We start from the raw sequence: 24185 nt of genomic DNA on the forward strand, positions 1-24185 counted from the left end.
ATGCCGGCAAAGCCGTGGAAAAGTCACCTGCAGGGTTGGACCGGGCGGCGCGACTAAGGTGCGTGCGGGTCAGTTCTGCTGGCGATAGCGGCGCAGCCGCTCGACCAGTTCGGGGCCGGGGATCGGTCGGTCGAACAGGTAGCCCTGGCCGATATCGCAGCGCTGCTTGCGCAGGAAGGCGAGCTGCTCGACGGTCTCGATACCTTCGGCGACGACGGTCAGCTTGAGGTTGTGCGCCATGGCGATCACCGCCGAGGTGATTTCCATGTCGTCCTGGCTGGTGGGGATGTCGTTGATGAAGCTGCGGTCGATCTTCAGCACGTCGATGGGGAATTTCTTCAGGTAGCTCAGCGACGAGTAGCCGGTGCCGAAGTCGTCCATCGCCAGGGTCAGGCCGAGGTCCTTGAGGCGGTTGAGCTGGTCGCGGGTGTCCTCGGTGGCTTCCAGCAGCAGGCCTTCGGTGAGTTCCAGCTCGAGCAGCGAGGCGGGCAGGCGCTCTTCCTCGAGGATGCTGGTGATGGAGCCGACCAGGTCTGGATCGGAGAACTGCTTGGGCGACAGGTTGATGGCGATCTTCAGGTTGCCGAAGCCCTGCGCGGTGAGTTCCTGGCTGGTGCGGCAGGCCTGGCGAACCAGCCACTTGCCGATCGGGATGATCAGCCCGGTTTCCTCGGCCACGCCGATGAACTGGTCGGGACGGATCATCCCGCGCTCCGGGTGGTTCCAGCGCAGCAGCGCTTCCATGCCCAGCAGCTTGCCGGTGCGCAGGCAGAGCTTGGGCTGGTAGAAGACTTCCAGCTCGTTCTGGGTCAGCGCGCGACGCAGGTTGTTCTCGACGAACAGCTTGTAGCTGGCCTCGGCATTCATCGCCTCGGTGAACACCTGCAACTGGTGCTTGCCGTTGGCCTTGGCCTTGTGCAGCGCCAGGCCGGCGTGCTTCATCAGCGTCTGCGGGTCGCGCCCGTGGTCGGGCGAGCAGGCCAGGCCGACCGATCCGGTGACGCTGATCAGCTGGTTGTCGACGAACAGCGGCTTGTCCAGCAGGTGCAGTACCTGGTTGGCATGGCGCTGGCCGGTTTCCAGGTCGGTCTTGGTCAGCAGCACGGCGAACTCGTTGCTGGCGAAGCGCGCCAGGGTGCCGTTCGGCGCGAGGCTGTTGCGCAGGCGCCGCGCCAGGTTGACCAGCAGCTTGTCGCCGGTCTGGTGGCCGAGGCTGTCGTTGATTCGCTTGAAGTTGTCGATGTCCACCAGCAGCAGGCTGACCGGCACGTCGGCGTCGCGCTCGAAATGTTCCTCGAGGCTGCGGATGAAGTGCGGGCGATTGCCCAGGCCGGTGAGGTTGTCGGTGTAGGCCAGGCGCTCGATGCGCTGGTGCGCCAGCTTGTTCTCGGTGACGTCTTCGTAGATGCCGATGTAGTGAGTCAGCTCGCCTTCGGTGCCGTAGACCTTGGAGATCGACAGCTGGCCCCAGTAGGGCTCCAGGTTCTTCCGCCGGCTGCGGAATTCGCCTTGCCAGCTGTTGGTGGTGGCCAGGCTGGAGTTGTCGTCGAAGAGCAGTTCGCTGAGGTTTTCCAGCGCCGGCAGCTCCGACAGGCGGCGGTTCTGCACTTCCTCGACGCTGTACTGGGTGATCGAGGTGAAGCTCGGGTTGACGTATTCCACCAGACCGTCGCAGTCGACCAGCAGGAAGGCGCTGGCACTCTGCTCGACGGCGCGCTGGAACAGGTGCAGCGCGCTGGCGGCGTTGCGTCTCTGGTGGTTGGTCAGGACCTGCGCGTACTGGTCGGCCAGTTCGCCAGCGAAGGCCACCTCGTCGGTCTGCCATTCGCGCTGGCCGCCGGTGTGCTCCAGGCACAGCACGCCGACCAGCTCGCCGCCGACACGGATGCCGGCGGCGAGCAGCGCGGCGATCCCCACGGGCTGCAGGTAGGTTTCGCCCAGCTCGCGGGTGCGCGGGTCCTGCTGGGCATTGCTGGCTTCGATCGCACGGCCGCCGTTGAGCGCTTCCAGGTAGCGCTTGAAGGGCCGCGCATCCAGGGCGAGCGGCTGTTCGTGCCGGTCGATGTCGCGGCGATACAGCGCCACCGGCTCGAGCCGCTCGTTGGCCAGGTTCCAGATGCTGGCGCGGGCCACGGCGTAGGTCTCGCAGGCGGCTTGGGTGATCAGCTCGGCGGCTTCGCGCAGGGGGTCGCTGGAGTTGTAGCGGTGCCGCGCCAGACGCAGGATCAGGCTCTGCTGCGCGCGCGAGCGGACCAGGTGCTGCAGGTGGTCGTCCTGGGTCTGCTGGTAAAGCTGCAGCGACGCGCGCAGGCGCGCGTTCTGCGCCTCCAGTTCGCTCTCCAGCTCGCTCTCGTCGGCCACTGCGGCGGCATCGTCGATGATCATCAGGTAGCCGCGCAGCAGTTGGCGCTTGTGCTGCTGGAAGCCTTCGCCGATCTCGATCACCTGCAGCGGTCGCTCCGGCGTGTGCAGGGTGTAGCGCACCGTGTAGTGCGGCGCCTGCTGGAGTTGTTGCTGGATGACATCGTGCAGCCGGTAGCGGGCTTCGGGCTCCATCAGGCTGGCGAAGGGGCTGCCGATCAGGGCGCAGAGCTCGCTGGCGGGCAGTCCCAGGCGTTGCTCGCAGGCCGGATCGAGGAACAGCAAAGCCCAGCTGGCCTCGTTCAGCCGCTCGAAACGCAGCATTCCCAACCGAGAGGGCACGGGGAGTTGCGTAACTACCTCGACCGCCGGACGGCTGGCGGGATCGGGATGGTTCTTCATTCGGGCGGCTGCTTCCGGTTTTAGGACCTGGGTAGGGGCGTCGGCCCGTCAATGTGTCGGGCAAGGGTGCATCAAAGTCTCTGCCGCTGACAAGCGTAGAGGCACTTTGGCAGCACTCTGCGGGAAGTACCTGTTTTAACAGACATTCGGTAGGGTTTTTTTGCGGACTGCCCAGTCAAAAAAAAGCCCCGCTGGGAGGCGGGGCCGAGGAACGAGCGTGGCGTGCTCGAGCAAGGGGCTGGCAGGCCGCGTGGCTCGCCGGAAAACCGTTACAGCAACAGCGTGCGGATATCGCCGAGCAGCTCGCCGAGACGCTTGGTATAGCGCGCGGCGGCGGCACCGTTGATCACCCGGTGGTCGTAGGAAAGCGACAGCGGCAGCATCAGGCGCGGCTGGAAGGCCTTGCCGTCCCAGACCGGCTGGATGGTCGCTTTGGAGACGCCCAGGATCGCGACTTCCGGCGCGTTGACGATCGGCGTGAAGCCGGTGCCGCCAATGTGGCCGAGGCTGGAGATGGTGAAGCAGGCGCCCTGCATGTCGTCGGCGGCGAGCTTCTTGGTGCGTGCCTTTTCCGCCAGTGCGGCGGCTTCGGCGGCCAGTTGCAGCAGGCTCTTCTGGTCGACGTTCTTGATCACCGGGACCAGCAGGCCGTCCGGTGTGTCCACGGCGAAGCCGATGTTCACGTACTTCTTGCGGATCAGCGCCTTGCCGCTGGGGGCCAGCGCACTGTTGAAGTCCGGCAGTTCCTTCTGCAGGTGCGCGCAGGCCTTGAGCAGCAGCGGCAGCACGGTCAGCTTGACGCCGGCCTTCTCGGCGACGGCTTTCTGCGCAACGCGGAAGGCCTCCAGCTCGGTGATGTCGGCCGAGTCGAACTGGGTCACGTGCGGCACGTTCAGCCAGCTGCGGTGCAGGTTGGCGGCGCCGACCTGCATCAGGCGGGTCATCGGCACTTCTTCGACTTCGCCGAACTTGCTGAAGTCGATTTCCGGCACTGGCGGAATGCCCGCGCCGCCGGTTGCGCCCGCGGCGGCGGCTGGCGCGCTCTTGGCTTTCTGCAGCTGCGCCTTGACGAAGGCCTGCACGTCTTCCTTGACGATCCGGTCGCGCGGACCGCTGGCGGTGACGTCGGCGAGATCGACGCCGAATTCGCGCGCCAGCATGCGGACCGCCGGGCCGGCGTGGACTTTCTTGCCGGCCTTGCTCGGCGCGGTAGCAGCAGGCGCAGGCGCTGCCGATGCCTGGGGCTCGGTGACGCCCTGCTTGTTCGGTGCGACGGCCTGTTGCGGCGTGGCCGCTTCGGTTTTCGCCGCGGCCTTGGCCGGAGCGGCGCCCGCGACCTTGAGCACCAGGATCAGGTCGCCGGTCTTGGCCTGGTCACCGACCTTGACCGCCAGGCTTTCCACCACGCCGGCCTTCGGCGAAGGGATCTCCATGCTGGCCTTGTCGGATTCCAGGGTGATCAGCGACTGGTCGGCTTCAACGCTGTCGCCGACCTTGACCAGCACTTCGATGACGTTGGCGTCACCGCTTGAGCCGATGTCCGGAACCTTGACCTCTTCGCTGCTTTCGCCCGCGGGCTCGGCGGCCGCTTCGGGTTCGGCAGGCTTGGCGTCGCTCTTCGGCGCGGCAGCGGGGGCGCTGGCGGCCTTGGCGGGTTTGGCCTTGGCGGCACCTTTCAGGACCAGGATCAGGTCGCCGGTGCCGACTTCGTCGCCGACCTTGACCGACAGGCTTTCCACCACGCCGGCGGCCGGCGAGGGGATTTCCATGCTGGCCTTGTCGGATTCCAAGGTGATCAGCGACTGCTCGGCTTCGATGGTGTCGCCCGGCTTGACCGACACTTCGATGACGCTGGCCTTGGCGCTGGAGCCGATATCCGGAACCTTGATCTCCTGCGCTTCGCCTTCGCCGGCGGATGCCGAGGCATCGTCGTCGCCCGGCGGCGTCGGCGCTTCGGACTCTTCCGGAGCCTCCTGGGTCTCGCCCACGGCGGCCTTGGGTTCGGCGGATGCCTGCTCGCTGGCGGCGCCGTCGGCGCTTTCCAGGTCGATCAGCAGGTCACCGGTCTTCAGGTTGTCGCCCATCTTGAAATGCAGCGCGACGACCTTGCCCGCTTTGGGCGCCGGGATTTCCATGCTGGCTTTGTCGGACTCGAGGGTGACCAGGCCCTGTTCGGCTTCGACGACGTCGCCGACCTTGACCAGTACCTCGATGACCTCGCCTTCGCCGCTGCCGATATCGGGTACGCGAATGGTTTCACTCACAATATGTTCTCCTGTTCGCTCGCGTTATCAGCAATCAAGCGGGTTGCGTTTCTCGGGATCGATGCCGAACTTGGCGATGGCTTCGGCCACCACTTTGCGTTCGACCGAACCGCGATCGGCAAGTGCTTGCAGCGCGGCGAGGCTGACCCAGCGGCGGTCGACTTCGAAGAAGTCGCGCAATTTCTTGCGGCTGTCGCTGCGGCCGAAACCGTCGGTGCCCAGGACCTGGTATTCCTTGCTCGGAACCCATTGGCGAATCTGGTCGGCGAACAGCTTCATGTAGTCGGTCGATGCGACGACCGGGCCATGACGTCCTTCCAGGCAGGTTTCGACGTAGGTCTTGCGCGGCTCTTCGGCCGGGTGCAGGCGGTTCCAGCGGTCCACCGCCAGGCCGTCGCGACGCAGTTCGTTGAAGCTGGTGACGCTCCAGATGTCGGCGCCGACGCCGAATTCGGCGAGCAGCTCGGCTGCAGCGCGGACTTCGGTGAGGATGGTGCCGCAACCCAGCAACTGGACGCGGTGGGCGAAGTCGCCCTTGGCTTCCTCTAGCAGGTACATGCCGCGGATGATGCCCTCTTCCACGCCTTCCGGCATGGCCGGCTGCTGGTAGTTCTCGTTCATCACGGTGATGTAGTAGTAGACGCTTTCCTGCTTCTCCATCATCTGATAAACGCCGTGGCGCATGATCACGGCCAGCTCGTAGGCGTAGGTCGGGTCGTAGCTGCGGCAGTTCGGGATGGTGCTGGCGAGGATGTGGCTGTGGCCGTCCTCGTGCTGCAGGCCTTCGCCGTTCAGCGTGGTGCGCCCGGAGGTGCCGCCGAGCAGGAAACCGCGGGTCTGCGCGTCGCCGGCGGCCCAGGCGAGGTCGCCGATACGCTGGAAGCCGAACATCGAATAGAAGATGTAGACCGGCAGCATCGGCGTGTTGTAGTTGCTGTAGGCAGTGCCGGCAGCGACGAAGGAGGAGAACGCGCCAGCCTCGTTGAGGCCTTCCTGGAGGATCTGGCCGTCCTTCTCTTCGCGGTAGTACATCACCTGATCGCGGTCGACCGGCTCGTACAGCTGACCTACCGGGGAATAGATGCCAAGCTGGCGGAACATCCCTTCCATGCCGAAGGTGCGCGCTTCGTCAGCCAGGATCGGCACGATGCGCTTGCCCAGTTCCTTGTCCTTGACCAGCGAAGCGAGGATCCGGCCGAAGGCCATGGTGGTGGAGATTTCGCGATCGCCGGAACCGTCGAGCACGGCTTTCAGGGTTTCCAGCGGCGGGGTCGGGATGCTCACGCTGGTGTGGCGGCGTTGCGGCAGGTGGCCGCCGAGCTTCTCGCGGCACTTGCGCAGGTACTTCATCTCCGCGCTGTCTTCTTCCGGACGATAGAAGGGCAGGTCATGCAGCTGCGAGTCATTGAGCGGGATGTCGAAACGGTCGCGGAATTTCTTCAGGCTCTCGATATCGACTTTCTTGGTGTTGTGCGCGGTGTTCTTCGCTTCACCGGCGCCGGTGCCGTAGCCCTTGATGGTCTTGGCCAGGATGACCGTCGGCTGACCCTTGTGGTTGACCGCCTGGTGGTAGGCCGCATAGACCTTGTAGGGGTCGTGGCCGCCGCGGTTGAGCTTCCAGATCTCGTCGTCGGTGAGTTTCTCGACGCGCTTGAGCAGTTCCGGATCGGCACCGAAGAAGTGCTTGCGCACGAAGGCGCCGTCCTTGGCCTTGTAGTTCTGGTAGTCGCCGTCGATCACCTCGTCCATGCGGCGCTGCATGCGGCCGTCTTCGTCCTCGGCGAACAGCGGGTCCCACATGCGGCCCCAGATGACCTTGTTGACGTTCCAGTTGGCGCCGCGGAAGTTGCCTTCCAGTTCCTGGATGATCTTGCCGTTGCCGCGAACTGGGCCGTCGAGGCGCTGCAGGTTGCAGTTGATGACGAAGATCAGGTTGTCCAGGTTCTCGCGACCGGCCAGGGAAATGGCACCGAGGGTTTCCGGCTCGTCGGTCTCGCCGTCGCCGATGAAGCACCAGACCTTCTGTTTGCCGGCGGGGATGAAGCCGCGGTTTTCCAGGTACTTCATGAAGCGCGCCTGGTAGATCGCCTGGATCGGGCCGAGGCCCATGGAGACGGTCGGGAACTGCCAGAAGTCCGGCATCAGGTGCGGGTGCGGGTAGGACGAGAGGCCGCCGCCATCGACTTCCTGGCGGAAGTTGTTCATCTGGTCTTCGGACAGGCGGCCCTCGAGGAAGGCGCGGGCATAGATGCCCGGCGACGCGTGGCCCTGGTAGTAGATCAGGTCGCCGCCGTGTTCTTCGGTCGGGGCCTGGAAGAAGTAGTTGAAGCCGATGTCGTACAGCGTCGCGCTGGAGGCGAAGGTGGAGATGTGGCCACCCAGGTCCGGGTCCTTCATGTTCGCGCGCATCACCATCGCCAGGGCGTTCCAGCGAACCAGCGAGCGGATGCGGCGTTCCATGAACAGGTCGCCAGGCATGCGTGCTTCGTGGGTGACGGGGATGGTATTGCGATACGGCGTGGTGATCGCGTAGGGCAGCTGAGTACCGCTGCGAGTAGCGAGTTCACCCATGCGGGTCATCAGGTAGTGGGCGCGGTCTTCGCCTTCGCGGTCCAGGACCGACTCAAGGGCGTCCAGCCATTCCTGGGTTTCGACGGGATCGAGATCTTGCATGGCTTGCTCCAGGGCGGAAAGGCAACCAAAATCGGCCGCCTGTAACACCACCGGCCTTGTGGGCCGGAAGTGGCTAAATTCTTGGATGTGCCGGTCATTCGGCCTTGTAGTTTTACTACATTCCGACGCCGGTTTCACCCATTCGGGCACATTGCCCAGTAGTAAAACTACAATAACAACGGCTTCTTCATTGCCAGCGTGGGCTTTCGGCAGGGGCGGAAAACCTCTTTCGCATCCCCCGGCGGCAATCCGCAGCCGACAAGGATAGACCATGAACCTGCCCCCACTCGTCGCCGTGCCGGACGTCCTGCAAAGCGGCGCCGAACGCGCGGAACAGGCCTTGCGCACTGCCGCAGCGACCCTCGGCGACAGCGCCGAGCAGCGCCTTTCCAGCTGGCCCGCACCGCGCCACGCGGACTTCCTGAGGGTGGCCGCCGCCAGCGATTTCGTCGCCGAGCAGGCCACGCGCAGCCCCGAAGCCTTTCTCGATCTGGCCGATTCCGGCGAGCTGGAGCGTTCTCTGCAGACCGGCGAACTGCGCGATCAGTTGCACCGCCTGCTTGCCGAATGCACAGACGAGGACGACCTCGCGCGGCGCCTGCGACGTTTTCGCAACCGCCAGCAGGTGCGCATCATCTGGCGCGACCTGACGCGCCAGGCCGACCTGATCGAAACCTGCCGCGACCTCTCCGAGCTGGCCGACGTGTGCATCGACGAGGCCTACCGCTGGCTTTACCCGCGCCTCTGCGCACAGTTCGGCACGCCGATCGGCAAGCGCTCCGGCGAGGCCCAGCAACTTGTCGTGCTGGGCATGGGCAAGCTCGGCGCCGGCGAATTGAATCTGTCCTCGGACATCGACCTGATCTTCGGCTTCCCGGAGGGTGGCGAAACCCAGGGCGTGAAGCGCGCGCTGGATAACCAGGAATTCTTCGTGCGCCTCGGCCAGCGGCTGATCAAGGCGCTCGACAGCATCACCGTCGACGGCTTCGTGTTCCGCGTCGACATGCGCCTGCGTCCCTACGGTTCCGCCGGTGCTCTGGTGTTCAGTTTCAGCGCGCTGGAGCAGTACTACCAGGACCAGGGGCGCGACTGGGAACGCTACGCGATGATCAAGGCGCGGGTGGTCGGCGGCGACCGCCAGGCCGGGGAGCAACTGCTCGACCACCTGCGCCCGTTCGTCTACCGGCGTTACCTGGATTTCTCGGCGATCGAGGCGCTGCGCCTGCTCAAGCAGATGATCCAGCAGGAAGTCCGGCGCAAGGGGATGGACGAGAACATCAAGCTCGGCGCCGGCGGGATTCGCGAGGTCGAGTTCATCGCCCAGGTGTTCCAGCTGATCCACGGCGGCCGCGACCTGAGCCTGCAGCAGCGCTCCCTGTTCAAGGTGCTGGCAACCCTCGAAGGGCAGGGCTACCTGCCGGCGGCGGTGATCGCCGAGCTGCGCGACGGCTACGCCTTCCTGCGCTACACCGAACACGCCTTGCAGGCGATCGCCGACCGCCAGACGCAGATGCTCCCCGACGGCGCGGTGGAGCGCGCGCGGGTCGCCTTCATCCTGGGTTTCCCGGGCTGGGCCGCGTTCCACGAGCGCCTCAGCCACTGGCGTGAGCGCATCGACTGGCACTTCCGCCAGGTGATCGCCGACCCCAACGAGGAAGAAAACCTCCCCAGCCAGGCCAGCGTCGGCGGCGAGTGGCTGCCGCTGTGGGAAGACCGCATGGAAGAGGAGGCCATCGACCGACAGTTGCTGGATGCCGGCTTCGTCGATCCCTTCGCCGCGCGCAAGCGCCTTGCCGAGCTGCGCAACGGGCCGCAGGCGCGCGCCATGCAGCGCCTGGGTCGCGAGCGGCTGGACGCCTTCATCCCGCGGTTGCTGAGCATGGCCGCCGAACACCAGGACCCGGACCGGGTGCTGGAGCGCGTGCTGCCGCTGGTCGAAGCCGTGGTGCGGCGCTCCGCCTACCTGGTGCTGCTGACGGAAAACCCCGGAGCCTTGCAGCGGCTGATCGCGCTCTGCGTCGCCAGCCCATGGATCGCCGGACACATCGCGCGCTACCCGATCCTGCTCGACGAGCTGCTCAACGAAGGACGGCTGTTCAACCCGCCGAACGCGCCGGAGCTGGCCTCCGAGCTCCAGGAGCGGCTGCTGCGGATTCCTGAGGACGACCTCGAGCAGCAGATGGAAGCGCTGCGCCACTTCAAACTGGCCCACGGCCTGCGCGTAGCGGCCTCGGAAATCAGCGGCTCGCTGCCGCTGATGAAGGTCAGCGATTACCTGACCTGGCTCGCCGAGGCGATTCTCGACCAGGTGCTGGCGCTGGCCTGGCGCCATACGGTGGCGCGCCACGGCGCGCCGAAACGTGCCGATGGCAGCCCTTGCGATCCGGATTTCGTCATCGTCGGCTACGGCAAGGTCGGCGGCATCGAGCTGGGCCACGGTTCCGATCTCGACTTGGTGTTCATCCACGACGGCGATCCGCAGGCGGAAACCGACGGGCCCAAGCCGATCGACGGCGCGCAGTTCTTCACCCGCCTCGGTCAGCGGATCATTCACCTGCTCACCGCGCACACCAACTCCGGCCAGCTCTACGAGGTCGACATGCGCCTGCGTCCGTCCGGCGCGGCCGGGCTGCTGGTGAGTTCGCTGGGCGCCTTCGCCCGCTACCAGGAAACCGAGGCCTGGACCTGGGAACACCAGGCGCTGGTGCGCGCCCGCGTGCTGGTGGGCAATCGCCGGGTCGGCGAAGGCTTCGAACAGGTGCGCGCCCGCGTGCTCGGCCGCGAGCGCGATCTGCCGACCCTGCGCCAGGAGGTCAGCGAGATGCGCGCCAAGATGCGCAGCAACCTCGGCACCCCGATAACCGCCGCCGGCACCGCGGCGAACGCCTTCGCCGCCACCGTCGGCTACGACCTCAAGCAGGACGCCGGAGGTATCGTCGATATCGAATTTATGGTGCAATACGCGGCCTTGGCCTGGTCGCACGGGCATCCCGAGCTGCTGCGCTACACCGATAACATCCGCATTCTGGACGGCCTGGCTGATGCCGGACTGCTCCCGGCCGAAGACGTCGCCCTGCTACAGGAAGCCTACAAGACCTACCGCTCCGTGGCGCATCGTCAGGCGCTGGAAAAGCTTCCGGGCGTGGTCCCAGGCGATCAGTTGCAGGCCGAGCGGCGCGCCGTGATGCGCATCTGGCGGACGCTGGGGCTGAGCTGAATCCCGGCGCGTCGCCAACCCGTATTAGTTGTACGAACCGAACCTTGAGGAGCTGGCAGTTATGTCGATGTCCGACCGCGATGGCGTGATCTGGTATGACGGCGAAATGGTGCAGTGGCGCGACGCTACCACCCATGTGCTGACCCACACCCTGCACTACGGCATGGGCGTGTTCGAAGGCGTGCGTGCCTACGAAACCCCGCAGGGCACGGCGATCTTCCGCCTGCAGGCGCACACCGACCGGCTGTTCGATTCGGCGCACATCATGAACATGAAGATCCCGTTCACCAAGGACGAGATCAACGAGGCGACCCGCGCCGCCGTGCGCGAGAACAACCTGGCTTCGGCATACATCCGTCCGATGGTGTTCTACGGATCGGAAGGCATGGGCATCCGCGCCGACAACCTGAAGGTCCACGTCATCGTCGCTGCCTGGCACTGGGGCGCGTACATGGGTGAAGAAGCGCTGAAGAGCGGCATCAAGGTGCGCACCAGTTCCTTCACCCGCCACCACGTGAACATCTCGATGACCCGCGCCAAGTCCAACGGCGCCTACATCAACTCCATGCTGGCCCTGCAGGAAGCGGTTTCCGGCGGCGCCGACGAGGCGCTGATGCTGGACCCGGAAGGCTACGTCGCCGAAGGCTCCGGCGAGAACATCTTCCTGATCCGCGAAGGCCGCCTGTACACCCCCGAGGTGACCGCCTGCCTGAACGGCATCACCCGCGGTACCGTGCTGATCCTGGCCAAGGAACTCGGCCTGGAAATCGTCGAGAAGCGCATCACCCGCGACGAGGTGTACATCGCCGATGAAGCCTTCTTCACCGGTACCGCCGCCGAAGTCACGCCGATCCGTGAAGTCGATGGCCGGCAGATCGGCGGCGGCAGCCGTGGTCCGATCACCGAGAAGCTGCAGAAAGCCTACTTCGACCTGGTCAGCGGCAAGACCGACGGCCACGCCGACTGGCGTACCCTGGTCAAGTAAGTCGCCGGACCTTCCCGGCGAAGCCCGGCGCGAGGCGGCCCTGCGCCGCGTCCGTCGGGCTCGGGCGGTCCGCGCCTCGAGTCCCTTATGAATATTCTGATCATCGGCCCGAGCTGGGTAGGCGACATGGTGATGGCGCAGACGCTGTTCGCCTGCCTGAAACAGCGCCATCCCGGCTGCGCCATCGATGTGCTGGCGCCTGAGTGGAGCCGGCCGATCCTCGAACGGATGCCCGAAGTGCGCGAGGCGCTGAGCTTCCCGCTCGGCCACGGCGTACTCGATCTCGCCGCTCGCCGGCGCATCGGTGCCGGCCTCAAGGGGCGCTACCAGCAGGCGATCCTGTTGCCGAACTCGCTGAAGTCGGCGCTGGTGCCGTTCTTTGCCGGGATTCCCAAGCGCACCGGCTGGCGCGGTGAGATGCGCCTGGGCCTGCTCAACGACATCCGCAAGCTGGACAAGGACCGTTATCCGCTGATGATCGAGCGCTTCATGGCGCTCGCCTACGAGCCTGGCGCCGCGTTGCCGCAACCCTATCCGCGGCCGGCGCTGGCAATCGACCCGGGCAGCCGCGACGCCGCGCTGGCCACGTTCGGCCTGCAACTGGATCGTCCGGTGCTGGCGATGTGTCCCGGCGCCGAGTTCGGCGAAGCCAAGCGCTGGCCGGTGGAGCACTACGCCAAGGTCGCCGAGCTGAAGATTCGCGAAGGCTGGCAGGTCTGGCTGTTCGGCTCGAAGAACGATCACCCGGTGGGCGAGGAAATCCGCGCGCGGCTGATCCCCGGCCTGCGCGAGGAAGCGCTGAACCTGGCGGGCGACACCTCGCTGGCCGAGGCCATCGACCTGCTCTCCTGCGCCGCCGCCGTGGTCTCCAACGACTCCGGCCTGATGCACGTGGCCGCGGCGCTGAACCGCCCGCTGGTGGCGGTGTACGGCTCCACCTCGCCGCAGTTCACCCCGCCGCTGGCGGACCAGGTGGAGGTGGTGCGCCTGGGGCTGGAATGCAGCCCGTGTTTCGAGCGCACCTGCCGCTTCGGTCACTACAACTGCCTGCGCCAGCTCGAGCCGCGCCCGGTGCTGGATGCCCTCGGCCGGCTGGTCGGCGACCCGCTCGAGGTGAGCTGACGTTGCGCGTCCTGCTGATCAAGACGTCCTCCCTCGGGGATGTGATCCACACCCTGCCGGCCCTCACCGATGCGGCGCGGGCGATCCCCGGCATCCGTTTCGACTGGGTGGTGGAAGAGGGCTTCGCCGAAATTCCGGCCTGGCATCCGGCGGTGGCGCAGGTGATCCCGGTGGCGATCCGGCGCTGGCGCAAGCACCCGTTGCAGACCTGGAGGAGCGGCGAATGGCGGCGCTTCAAGGCGCGCCTGCGCGAGACCCGCTACGACCTGGTGATCGACGCCCAGGGCCTGCTGAAGAGCGCCTGGTTGACCCGCTACGTGAAGGCGCCGGTGGCCGGGCTCGACCGCGACTCCGCCCGCGAGCCGATCGCGGCACGCTTCTACGACCGGCGCTACGCCGTGGCCCGCGAGCAGCACGCGCTGCAACGCACCCGCGCGCTGTTCGCCGAGGCGCTGGATTACCCGCTGCCGACCGGCATCGGCGATTACGGACTGGACCGCGCGCAACTGGCCGATCCGGCCGGCGAGCCTTACGTGCTGTTCCTGCACGGCACCACCTGGGCCAGCAAGCACTGGCCCGAAGCCGACTGGCGCGCCCTGGCCGAGCGCATCGCCGAGCGCGGCTGGGCGATTCGCCTGCCGTGGGGCAACCCGACCGAGAAAGCCCGCGCCGAGCGCATCGCCGCCGGCCTTGAAAAGGTCGCCGTGCTGCCCAAACTGAACCTTGCCGGAGTCGCCAAGGTGATCGCCGGCGCGCGTGCCTGCGTGGCGGTGGACACCGGCCTCGGTCACCTCGCCGCCGCGCTGGACGTGCCGTGCATCTCGCTCTACGGCCCGACCCGCCCGGACCGCGTCGGCGCCTATGGCCGCTCGCAGATCCACCTGTGCGCGAACGGGCCGGGCGCCGGCCTTGGCGACCGCGACACGCCGTGCTTCGACGGCCTCGATGCCGAGCGCGTCGGCACCGAACTGGAGGCGTTGCTGCTGGCGCCGGAAAGCGTTTTCGAGGATCGCGCCTGATGCAACTGGCTTTTGCCCTCTACAAGTACTTCCCCTTCGGCGGCCTGCAGCGCGACTTCATGCGCATCGCCCTGGAGTGCCAGCGCCGTGGCCACGCCATCCGCGTCTATACGCCGATCTGGGAAGGCGAAGTACCGTCGGGTTTCGACGTGCGCGTGGCGCCGGTCAAGGCGCTTTTCAACCACAGGCGCAACGAGAAATTCAGCGCCTGGATCGCCGCCGACCTGGCCCGCGATCCGGTCGACCGGCTGATCGGCTTCAACAAGATGCCGAACCTGGACGTCTACTACGCCGCCGACGGCTGCTACGAAGACAAGGCGCAGACCCTGCGCAACCCGCTGTACCGCAAATGGGGCCGCTACCGGCACTTCGCCGACTACGAGCGTGCGGTGTTCGGCGGCGACGCGCAGGCCGAGATACTGATGATCTCCGAGGTCCAGCAGCCGCTGTTCGTCAAGCACTACGGCACCCCGGCCGAGCGCTTCCACCTGTTGCCGCCGGGCATCGCCGCCGACCGCCGGGCGCCGTCCAACGCCGCCGACATCCGCGCCGAATTCCGCCGCGAGTTCAAGCTGGCCGACGACGACCTGCTGCTGGTGCAGATCGGTTCCGGCTTCAAGACCAAGGGCCTGGACCGCACCCTGAAAGCCGTCGCCGCGCTGCCCCGCGAGCTGAAGAAGCGCACCCGCCTGATCGCCATCGGCCAGGATGATCCCAAGCCGTTCCAGCTGCAGATGGGCGCGCTGGGCATTTCCGAACAGGTGCAGATTCTCAAGGGGCGCAGCGACATTCCGCGCTTCCTGCTCGGTGCCGACCTGCTGATCCATCCGGCCTACAACGAGAACACCGGCACCGTGCTGCTCGAGGCGCTGGTCGCCGGGCTGCCGGTGCTGGTCAGCGCGGTCTGCGGCTATGCCCATTACATCGCCGATGCCGATGCCGGCCGCGTGCTCGCCGAGCCGTTCGAGCAGGCGCAACTGAACGCTACCCTGGCGAGCGTGCTCGCCGACGACGCGGCGCGTGCCGGCTGGTCGCGCAACGGCCTGGCCTTCGCCGATTCGGCGGACCTGTACTCGATGCCGGAGCGCGCGGCCGACGTGATTCTCGGAGAACGGCCATGAGCAAGCTGGAGCTGCAGGAACCCTTCAGGAGCCTCTGGCAGGGCCGCGATCCCTTCGTCGAAGTGGAGAAGCTGCAGGGCGAGGTTTACCGCGAGCTGGAGGCCCGCCGCACGCTGCGCACCGAAGTCGACGGCCGTGGCTATTTCGTGAAGATTCACCGTGGCGTCGGCTGGGGCGAGATCGTCAAGAACTGGCTGACGGCCAAGGCGCCGGTGCTGGGCGCCGGTCAGGAATGGGCGGCGATCCAGCGGCTGACCGAGGTTGGCGTGCCGACCATGACCTCCGTGGCGTTCGGCGAGCGCGGTGCCAACCCGGCGATGCAGCATTCCTTCATCGTCACCGAAGAGCTGGCGCCGACCGTCAGCCTGGAGGATTTCTGCCGCGACTGGCCGAGCGATCCGCCGCCACCGGCGCTGAAACGGGCGCTGATCGCCGAAGTGGCGCGGATGACCGGCGCCATGCACCGCGCCGGCGTCAACCACCGCGACTGCTACATCTGCCATTTCCTCCTGCACACCGACGCACCGCCGGCAGCCGGGGCCTTCAGGCTGTCGGTGATCGACCTGCACCGCGCCCAGGTGCGCACGCAGACGCCGACCCGCTGGCGCAACAAGGACATCGCTGGGCTGTACTTCTCGGCGCTGGACATCGGCCTGACGCGGCGTGACAAGCTGCGCTTTCTAAAGACCTATTTCGGCAAGCCGCTGCGCGAGATTCTGCGCGACGAAGCCGCGCTGCTGGCCTGGCTGGAACGCAAGGCCGAGCGCCTGCTGCAGCGCTACCGGCGCAAATACGAGCCGGGGGCCGCGGCATGAGCGGCGCCTGCACACAAGGGGCAACATGAATTTCAACGGACTGCGTGTCGGCATCGTCTCGTTTCCGGCACTGGGTGACGCCACCCTCTACCTGCGTCTGGCCTGGCTGTTCCATCGCGCCGGCGCGCAGGTCAGCTTCTTCAGCAAGACCCTCTACCCGGCGCGCGAGTACTTCGACTGGCTCGACGTGCAGCGCGATGACAGCGAGTCGCTGGAGGTGCTATCGCCCCGCTTCGACCTGCTGATCGCCTGCTTCGAGAAGTGCTACGAGCCGGGCGCGGGTGCCCAGGCCTACGCGGCGCTGACCAACGTGGCCTTCGTCACCGCCAAGAAGATTTCCCGGGAGTCCGGCCTGCACGGGCGCGAGGTAATCGTGCGCGGCGAGCGCCTGCCGGGCGCGAGCATTCCGTTCTGCCTCGATTCGCGTGCCGGGCAGACCATGGTCGACTGGGTCGACTCCTACGCCAGCCAGGTGTACGGGATCTCCCTGGGGCCGGGTGAGCGGGTCATGGGGCGCGAGAAAGAGCCGGCACCGAGCCGCCGCGTGGTGGTTTTCCCGACCACGCCCAAGGAGAGCAAGAATTACTGGCTGGCCGGTTTCCGCCTGCTGGCTCATGCCATCAAGGCGCGCGGCTGGGACGTCGAGTTCGTCTGCATGCCGGACGAACGCGAGCGGATCGGCGCGGCCATAGGCGATTTCCCGCTGCATGCCTTTCCGGACGTCAAGGCGCTCATGGATTACGTCGCCGGCGCCGCCGTGGTCATCAGCAACGATTCCGGCGGCGGCCACCTGGCCTCGATGATGGACATTCCCACCTTCACCATCACCCGCCGGCGCAAGAACTTCGTCTGGCGCCCCGGCTTCAACCACAAGAACACCGTGCTGTATCCACTGTGGCGCTTCAAATGGCTCGGCAACTACGTCTGGCGGCCGTTCGTACCGGTCTGGCGGATCGCCCGCGACCTCGGTCAGGCGCGCTGATGGCGGGCTGGAAGCTCGATTCGTCGTATGCCGATCTGTCGGCGCACTTCGGCAGCCTGGACGCGGTGTTCGCGCTCGAGGGCGAGCGCCTGACCCGCGACCCGCTGTCCGAGGTGATCCGCGTCGAGGTCGACGGCGTGCGCTATTACGTCAAGCGCTACTGGGGCGCAGGCAAGGGCGTGCGGCGCTACCTGGGCCGGCCGCGGGTCAAGGCCGAGTGGCAGAACCTCAAGCATTTTGCCCGCTGGGGCATCCCCACCGCGACGGTGGTCGGCTGGGGGCTGGAACGTAGCGGCGGGGCCTTCCTGCGCGGTGCGCTGATCACCCGGGAGTTGCCCAACACCCACGACCTGGCATGGCTCGCGAACAACCACGATCCCCGCCTGCGCGATCGTCGCTGGGTCGATGGCATCAGTCGCCAGCTGGCCCGGGCGACGCGCATCCTGCACGACCATTCGTTCGCCCATAACGACCTGAAGTGGCGCAACCTGCTGGTCGACGAGCGCGGCGAGCTGTTCTTCATCGATTGCCCCGGCGGAACCTTCTGGCGCGGCGCCTTGCTGCGCCGACGCATCGTCAAGGACCTCGCCTGCCTCGACAAGGTGGCGAAGTACACGCTGTCGCGTACGCAGCGCCTGCGTTTCTACCTGCAATACGCCGGCGCGACGCGGCTAGGGGCGGGCGACAAGCAGCGCATCCGCCAGGTGCTGGGCTATTTCGAGGGACGCGAGTGAGCGATTACCTGTGTGGCGATGACTGCGACCTGCTCGAGCGCCATGCGCTGGCTAGCTTCGACGCACTCTGGGCCTTGCAACTCGACGCGGTGGACGCGCCGAACCGGGCGGGAAAGGGCTGGAGCCAGGTCTTCCGCCTGGATCTGGAGGGCCGCGGTTACTACCTCAAGCGCCAGTCCGACTACCTGATGCGCAGCCTGCGCCATCCCTTCGGCGAGCCGAGCTTCGCCCGCGAATTCCGCAACATCCAGCGCTACCGTGAGCTGGGCATTCCGGCGTTGCAGGCGGCCTTCTTCGGTCAGCGGAAGGTGCGCGGCGAGCGCCAGGCGATCCTCCTGACCCGCGCCCTGGACGACCGCCGGGACCTGCAGCACTGGCTGGAGGGCTGGGAGCAGCGGCCGGCGGAGCAACGCCAGGCGCTGCTGACGGCGGTGGGGCGGCTGGCGCGCCGGCTGCACGAGGCCGGGCAGAGTCACGGCTGTTTCTACCCCAAGCACATCTTCCTGCGCGAGGCCGACGGCTTCGACGCCTGCCTGATCGACCTGGAGAAGACCCGCCCGCTGCGCCGGGGCGAGGCCGACCGGGTGCGTGATCTGGAACCGCTGCTGCGCCGCGCGCACGTCTGGCAGGAAGCCGACGTGCGCGGATTTCTAGCCGCCTATCTGGACCGGCCGGCGACAAGCGCCGAGGTGGCGCACTGGTTGCCGCTGCTCGCCGCGCGTCAGCGCCGCAAGGAGGCACGCACGTGAAGCTGGCCGAGTTGCAGCATGCCGGTCGCGCGCCGGCCCTGCCGCTGAGCGTCGACCTCGGTGCGCACGGCCTGGGCGTCAGCGCCTGGCTGCGCGTGCTGCCGGGGCAGCGCTACGTCGGCCTGGCGCAGTGGCAGGGGCGAGCAGTGCTCGCCAAATTGCTGGTCGGCGCGAAGGCCGAGCGGCATTTCGCCCGCGAGCGCGACGGCGCGGCGCTGCTGGCCGCCTCCGGCCTGGATACCCCGGCGCTGCTCGGCGAAGGCTTCGAGGCCGGGCAGGGCGGCTGGCTGCTGTTCGAGTTCCTCGACGGCGCGCAGAGCCTGTGGGACGCCTGGCGCGCGGTGGAGCATGAACCGCCGCTGTCGGACGCCCAACAGGCCGTGCTGGGCGAGGCCCTCGCCGCCATCGGCCGCCTGCATGCCCAGGGCCTATGGCAGAGCGACCTGCACCTGGACAATCTGCTGCGGCACGACGGTCGCCTGTTCCTGATCGATGGCGGCGGCGTGCAGGCGGAAACCCCTGGCCAGCCGCTGTCCCGCGCGCGGGCGCTGGAAAACCTCGGGGTGTTCTTCGCCCAATTGCCGGCGCGTCTGGAGCCCTTTTTCGAAGAGCTGCTGGTGCGCTACCTGCTGGCCAATGGCGAGCACGCCCTGCCGCTGGAGGCGCTGCTGAAGGATGTCGCCCGGGTCCGTCGCTGGCGTCTGCGCGATTACCTGCAGAAGGCGGGGCGCGATTGCAGCCTGTTCAGTGTGCGTACCGAGCCGCGCGGCCTGTGCGCCGTGCGCCGTGACGAGCAGGACGCCCTGGCCCCGCTGCTGGCCGACCCCGACGCGTTCATCCGCGCCGGGCAGTTGCTGAAGAACGGAGGCAGCGCGACGGTCGCGAAGGTCGAGGTGGCGACGCGCCAACTACTGGTGAAGCGCTACAACGTCAAGGGCCTAGGCCACTGGCTCCGACGCTGCCTGCGCCCGAGCCGGGCCTGGCACAGCTGGATCGAGGGCAATCGGCTGGAGTTCCTCGGCATCGCCACGCCACGACCGCTGGCCTGCATCGAGCGACGCTTTCTCGGGCTGCGTCGCGGGGGCTGGCTGATCAACGTCTTCTGCGAGGCGGGCGACCTGTTCGCGCTGTTCGGGCGCGAGGGCGATCGTCTGCCGTCCCCGGAAGAGGCCGGCGCGATTCAGAGCCTCTTCGCCGACCTGGCGCGCGAGCGCATCAGCCACGGCGACCTCAAGGCGACCAACCTGCTGTGGGACGCCGGGCGTCTGCTGCTCATCGACCTCGACGCGCTGCGCGCGCACCCACCGGGTGCCGGATGGCAGCGCGCCCAGGCGGCGGACCGCGCCCGCTTCATTCGCAACTGGCCGGCGGATAGCCCCCTGGCGCATTGGCTGGAGGAAAACCTGCCCAGCGCCGAAGCGCCGCCATCCGCCGTGGGGCATGACTGATGCAGGTGGCCGATGCCCGCTGGAAACAGCACGCACCGGCCGATCTGCTATTGAGCGTGATCATTCCCGCCTACAACTACGCCTCGGTGTTGTCGCGCTGCCTGGATTCGGTGCTGATGCAGCTCACCGGCGAGTGCGAGCTGATCGTCGTCGACGACGGTTCGCAAGACACTACGCTCGATCTGCTGCGCGGACGGCATTGCGGGGCGCAGCGTGCCGCTTATCTGCGCCAGGACAACCGCGGCCCTTCCGCGGCCCGCAATGCCGGGCTGGCGCTATCCTCCGGGCGCTGGGTGTTGTTTCTCGATGCCGACGATGTCATGGCTTCGGGGGCGATAGCGGCGATCCTGCATAGGCTGCGCACCTGCCCCGGTATCGATCTGTTGCTCGGCGGACATCTGGATTGCGCGGAGGACGGCAGTAGCCGCTACCACCCTCCCGGGCGGATGGCCGACGCGGTTTTTTCCCGGCTCGACGATTTCCTGCTGAAGAAACGCTTCGGCATGGGGCATGGGAGCGCCGTGTTCCGCCGCGCACGGGCGACGTGCTGTCCCTACCCCGAGGATCTGAAGCAGGGCGAAGACCTGGCGGTTTTCGCCTTCATGCTCTCGTCGCCGGTGATTTCGGTGCTGGATGTTCCGCTCGTCTGGATCTACAAGCACGCGGATTCCCTGCGCAATCAGCTGGAGCTGGATGCCGCCCACGGCGACCGGGTCGCGGCGGCGGTCTTCGAGCGTCTGCCGGGCGAGTTCCAGCACCGCCTGCGCGCCTACCGGGCACAGCGCCAGCTGTCCCTGTTTCGCGGTTGCTACCTCGCCGGGCTGCGCAGCGAGGCGTTGGCTTGCTATCGTCGGGCCTGGCGGCTCGACCCCTGGATAGCGTGCCGCTGGGACTATCTTTCGAAATGGCTACGGCTGGTACTTGGCTGGCGAGGGACGCGACCTTGAGCGTGCAGGATGTGCACATGACGGACACCCGGCAGGTCGCTTCGCTGGCGCCGGGCACTTCGAGCGGCATCCGGATCGACTATCAGCTGCAGCTCGGCGAGCGGCGCTACCCGGTCTATTTTGCCGCCGCAGGCATTCCGCTGTCCGGCGATGGCGAAGCGCTGCTGGCCATGGCCGCGCTGGGGGCGATGGCCACCGATACCGACCTTCGCTTGCCGGGCGTGCTCTCGCCGCAGTTCCTCGCCAACCAGCGCCAGCTCATGCAGACGTTCACCGGTTGGTTTGCGCGCTATCGGCCGGTGTCGATCACCGCGCAGTCCCTGGTTTCCCGCCCGAAAGCGGCCACCGGGCGTGTCGGCAGTTTCTTCACCGGCGGAGTCGACTCGTTCTACACCTTCCTCAAGCACCGCGACGAAATCACCGACCTGATCTTCGTGCACGGCTACGACGTCGCGCTGGACGACCTGCCGCGGCGCCAAGCGATCAGCGAAATGGGCCGCGCGATAGAGCAGGCGACCGGTGTGCGCTTCATCGAGCTGGAGACCAACGCCATCCGTCTGTTCAAGGATTTCGGGCGCTGGGGACTGCATGGCCACGGCTACGGGCTGGGCAGCGCCGCGCGCCATCTGGCCGACTATCTGGACCGGATCTACATTCCGTCCTCGTTCGCCGAAGCCGACCTGATGCCCTGGGCATCCCATCCGCAGACCGATCCGCTGTTCTCCGACGAGCGTCTGGAGGTCATCCACGACGGGTGCGAGGCCGGACGGATCGACAAGGTCGAGGCGCTGGCCGCGGACCCTTTGGCGCTGGCTCATCTGCGGGTCTGCTGGGAGCGGGTCGAGGGCAGCTACAACTGCGGGCGCTGCGAGAAATGCCTGCGCACCATGACATCCCTGGCGGCCCTGGGCGTTCTCAAAGACAGCGCGACCTTTCCGCCACAGGTGGCCCTGGAGCGCGTCCGCGCCCTGGTGATGTACGACGAATCCCTGATCAAGTTCGCCCGTGAGAACGTCCGCCTGCTGTCGGCCCGCGGGTTGGGCGACAGCCCTCTGGCCCGGGCCTGGCAACAGGTGCTGGAGCGACCGCAGTGGCGCAACAGGCTGATCCTGCGAGGCAGGAAAATACGCGGCAAATGGCGGCGGGTTATCAGGAAAATAAGGAACGCCACGTGAGGCCGATCTGTTTGCTGGAATACACCGGCGCGATATTCGAGCGATTCGTCAATCTGGGTGACGATATCCAGACACTGGCCGTCAGCCGCCTGGTGCCGCGCGTCGATGGCTATGTGTCGCGTGAGGCCCTGAACCAGGTCACGGAGCCCTGCACCGTGCCGATGAATGGCTTCTTCATGAACACCGGGAACTGGCCGCCCTCCGCCCAGGTGAGCCCGGTGTTCTTCGCGTTCCATATCTCGGCCCCCGCGCAGGCGGTGATCTGCTCCCCCGAAGGCATCGATTACCTGCGCCGCTGGCAGCCCATCGGCTGCAGGGATCGCGGCACGCAGGCACTGCTCGAACGGCATGGCGTGCAGGCGTATTACAGCCGTTGCGTGACCCTGACCCTGCCACGGCGCGAGCGGTCGCCCGAAGGGGAGGGCGAGGTGTTTCTGGTCGGCCTCAGCCCGGCGGCTCGGCGGACGGTGCCGGCTTCGATTCGCAAACGTGCGGTCGTCGTCGACCAGGCCAAGCTGCGCCTGCCGATCGGCAACACGCGTTTGCGCCTGGAGCTGGCCGGCGAACTGCTGGACCAGTACCGCCGACGCGCGCGTCTGGTGATCACCTCGAAGATCCATTGCGCGATGCCCTGCATCGCCATGGGCATTCCCGTCGTGTTTCTCTACGACGCGGCGCGGCGCGACGACTATCGGGTGAAGATCATCGAGGACCTGGTGGGTATCCATTACGTGCACAATTCCGGGCCCCTGGCCGCGTTGCGCAACCTGCATCTGGCGCGCGGGATCGACTGGAATCCGCCGCCGCTGGATATCGAGTCGCTGAAACTCGAGATCGCCGCCGAGTTCGGCCGGGCGTTCAGTCGCGTCCACGCTGGCGAACCAGGCATCGCCGAAGCGGAGTCCACAACGTGAGCATCATCGTTTCAGAGCTTTCCTTGGACTGGTCGCGCGAGCCGTCGGAGAAATCGACGGTGACCTACCGCGTCGACCTCGGCGATCGGCGCTACGACGTCTTCATCCGCAGCAACGGCTTGCAACGGCAGCCCGGACTCGATGCGGCGCTGCCGCTGGCATTGCTGGCGGCGATGAAGCTGCGTCGGCCGATTCGGGTCAAGGGGGCGCTGTCGGCGACCTACCTGGCGAGTGTCAGGCAGGTAATGGCGCTGTTCGAGGCAAGCTTCGACGAATATTTCGCGGTGCCGATCGAGGCCGATTCGATGTACCAGCCGGCCCCGCAGGCCGGGCCGCGCAAGGCGGCCTTCTTTTCCGGCGGCGTCGACTCCTTCTTCACCCTGATCAAAGGGCGGGAAGAGCTTACCGACATCCTGTACATCCACGGCTTCGACGTGCGCCTGGACGACCTGCCGCGACGTGCGGCGGTGAGCGCGATGGGAGCCGCCGTGGCCGAGGGCACCGGGACGCGCTTCATCGAGGTGGAAAGCAATCTCGGCAAGGTGATCCAGGACTTCGGCTCCTGGCCTATTCACGGGCACGGCTTCGCCCTGATGAGTGTCGCCCGCGCGCTGGCCGGCGATATCGGCGAAGTGCGCGTTCCCGGGACCCACAGCCTGCGGCACCAGAAGCCCTGGGGCTCCTGGCTGGATACCGATCCGCTGTTTTCCGATGAACGTCTCGCCATCGTCCACGATGCCTGCGAGGCCGAGCGGATCGACAAGATCAAGCGCATCTCCAGCGAGCCGCTGGCGCAGACATATCTGCGGGTGTGCTGGGGCAAGGTCGACGGGATGTACAACTGCTGCCGCTGTGAAAAATGCCTGCGGACCATGGTTTCCCTGCATGCGCTGAATCGCCTCGAACAGTTCACCTGCTTCCCGCTGCCGCTGGAGACCCGGGACGTTGCGGGCATTCTTCTCCCGCGCGATGGCTTGCGCATCTACCTGGAGGAGAATATCGAACTGCTTAGGCAGAATCGGCCGGAAGAGCGTGCATTGATCGCCGCCTTGCAGCGGCAATTGCGCCGGCCCATATGGCTGGCCGTGCTGCGCCTGAAGTGGCGCAAGCGATTTGCCCGGCTCAAGGGGCATTTTCGCCGCTTGACGCGGCGAGGCGCCGGACGCGACCTTGAGTGACGGGCTGAATTACCGATTTCGACGGGCGCCGCGATATAATCCCTGTTTTTTGCTGCTCGGTGCCGCCCCGCTTCCCCCT

The 24185-nt window shown here is 66.9% G+C and carries 17 protein-coding genes; 14 read left to right on the forward strand and 3 right to left on the reverse strand.

Annotated features, from left to right (window positions below; all coding sequences use genetic code 11):
* Nucleotides 1-69 precede the first annotated feature (69 nt).
* From B2X67_RS10285 to aceE, 3 genes are all read right to left on the reverse strand, one after another.
* Complete coding sequence (locus B2X67_RS10285; protein ID WP_286785425.1) at nt 70-2763, reverse strand: putative bifunctional diguanylate cyclase/phosphodiesterase; 2694 nt, start codon at nt 2761-2763, stop codon at nt 70-72.
* A gap of 269 nt (nt 2764-3032) precedes the next feature.
* Nucleotides 3033-5027, reverse strand: a complete 1995-nt coding sequence (gene aceF / locus B2X67_RS10290) for a dihydrolipoyllysine-residue acetyltransferase (RefSeq protein ID WP_286785426.1) — start codon at nt 5025-5027, stop codon at nt 3033-3035.
* A gap of 27 nt (nt 5028-5054) precedes the next feature.
* On the reverse strand, nt 5055-7700 hold the full coding sequence (gene aceE, locus B2X67_RS10295; protein WP_090225748.1) for a pyruvate dehydrogenase (acetyl-transferring), homodimeric type: 2646 nt from the start codon (nt 7698-7700) through the stop codon (nt 5055-5057).
* A 271-nt stretch (nt 7701-7971) separates the two neighbouring features.
* Here aceE and glnE point away from each other — a divergent pair, with 271 nt between their 5' ends.
* The 14 genes from glnE to B2X67_RS10365 all read left to right on the forward strand — a co-directional run bounded on the left by glnE (nt 7972) and on the right by B2X67_RS10365 (nt 24106).
* A complete protein-coding gene (glnE, locus tag B2X67_RS10300) occupies nt 7972-10917 on the forward strand; it encodes a bifunctional [glutamate--ammonia ligase]-adenylyl-L-tyrosine phosphorylase/[glutamate--ammonia-ligase] adenylyltransferase (RefSeq protein WP_286785427.1) in 2946 nt (981 codons plus the stop codon).
* Between the two features lie 61 nt (nt 10918-10978).
* Nucleotides 10979-11902, forward strand: a complete 924-nt coding sequence (locus tag B2X67_RS10305; protein ID WP_282340482.1) for a branched-chain amino acid transaminase — start codon at nt 10979-10981, stop codon at nt 11900-11902.
* Nucleotides 11903-11989: 87 nt separating this feature from the next.
* Nucleotides 11990-13024 carry a lipopolysaccharide heptosyltransferase II gene (gene waaF, locus B2X67_RS10310; protein ID WP_282340484.1) on the forward strand — a complete coding sequence of 345 codons (1035 nt, stop codon included), beginning with the start codon at nt 11990-11992 and terminating at the stop codon, nt 13022-13024.
* A 2-nt stretch (nt 13025-13026) separates the two neighbouring features.
* Nucleotides 13027-14043, forward strand: coding sequence for a lipopolysaccharide heptosyltransferase I (gene waaC / locus B2X67_RS10315; protein WP_282340486.1), 1017 nt, complete (start codon nt 13027-13029; stop codon nt 14041-14043).
* Complete coding sequence (locus tag B2X67_RS10320) at nt 14043-15164, forward strand: glycosyltransferase family 4 protein (RefSeq protein ID WP_286785428.1); 1122 nt, start codon at nt 14043-14045, stop codon at nt 15162-15164. The genes waaC and B2X67_RS10320 overlap by 1 nt, the downstream gene beginning before the upstream one ends.
* The gene (gene rfaP, locus B2X67_RS10325) at nt 15161-15979 is read left to right on the forward strand and encodes a lipopolysaccharide core heptose(I) kinase RfaP (protein ID WP_282340490.1); all 819 of its coding nucleotides are present in this window, start codon (nt 15161-15163) and stop codon (nt 15977-15979) included. The genes B2X67_RS10320 and rfaP overlap by 4 nt, the downstream gene beginning before the upstream one ends.
* 25 nt (nt 15980-16004) lie before the next feature.
* Nucleotides 16005-16961, forward strand: a complete 957-nt coding sequence (locus tag B2X67_RS10330) for a glycosyltransferase family 9 protein (protein ID WP_286785429.1) — start codon at nt 16005-16007, stop codon at nt 16959-16961.
* Complete coding sequence (locus tag B2X67_RS10335) at nt 16961-17695, forward strand: lipopolysaccharide kinase InaA family protein (protein ID WP_286785430.1); 735 nt, start codon at nt 16961-16963, stop codon at nt 17693-17695. The genes B2X67_RS10330 and B2X67_RS10335 overlap by 1 nt, the downstream gene beginning before the upstream one ends.
* Nucleotides 17692-18444, forward strand: coding sequence for a lipopolysaccharide kinase InaA family protein (locus B2X67_RS10340; RefSeq protein WP_286785431.1), 753 nt, complete (start codon nt 17692-17694; stop codon nt 18442-18444). The genes B2X67_RS10335 and B2X67_RS10340 overlap by 4 nt, the downstream gene beginning before the upstream one ends.
* Complete coding sequence (locus tag B2X67_RS10345; RefSeq protein WP_286785432.1) at nt 18441-19892, forward strand: lipopolysaccharide kinase InaA family protein; 1452 nt, start codon at nt 18441-18443, stop codon at nt 19890-19892. Before B2X67_RS10340 ends, B2X67_RS10345 begins: the two co-directional genes overlap by 4 nt.
* A complete protein-coding gene (locus tag B2X67_RS10350) occupies nt 19892-20839 on the forward strand; it encodes a glycosyltransferase family 2 protein (RefSeq protein WP_286785433.1) in 948 nt (315 codons plus the stop codon). The genes B2X67_RS10345 and B2X67_RS10350 overlap by 1 nt, the downstream gene beginning before the upstream one ends.
* A 17-nt stretch (nt 20840-20856) precedes the next feature.
* The gene (locus tag B2X67_RS10355) at nt 20857-22014 is read left to right on the forward strand and encodes a hypothetical protein (protein WP_286785434.1); all 1158 of its coding nucleotides are present in this window, start codon (nt 20857-20859) and stop codon (nt 22012-22014) included.
* The gene (locus tag B2X67_RS10360) at nt 21930-22928 is read left to right on the forward strand and encodes a polysaccharide pyruvyl transferase family protein (protein ID WP_286785435.1); all 999 of its coding nucleotides are present in this window, start codon (nt 21930-21932) and stop codon (nt 22926-22928) included. The genes B2X67_RS10355 and B2X67_RS10360 overlap by 85 nt, the downstream gene beginning before the upstream one ends.
* Nucleotides 22925-24106: a hypothetical protein gene (locus B2X67_RS10365; protein ID WP_286785436.1), complete on the forward strand. Its 1182-nt coding sequence runs from the start codon at nt 22925-22927 to the stop codon at nt 24104-24106. The genes B2X67_RS10360 and B2X67_RS10365 overlap by 4 nt, the downstream gene beginning before the upstream one ends.
* The last annotated feature ends 79 nt before the right edge of the window (nt 24107-24185 follow it).

The sequence above is a fragment of the Pseudomonas sp. UBA3153 genome (genome assembly GCF_002364635.1).
In the GTDB taxonomy this organism is placed as follows: Bacteria; Pseudomonadota; Gammaproteobacteria; order Pseudomonadales; family Pseudomonadaceae; genus Pseudomonas_O; species Pseudomonas_O kuykendallii.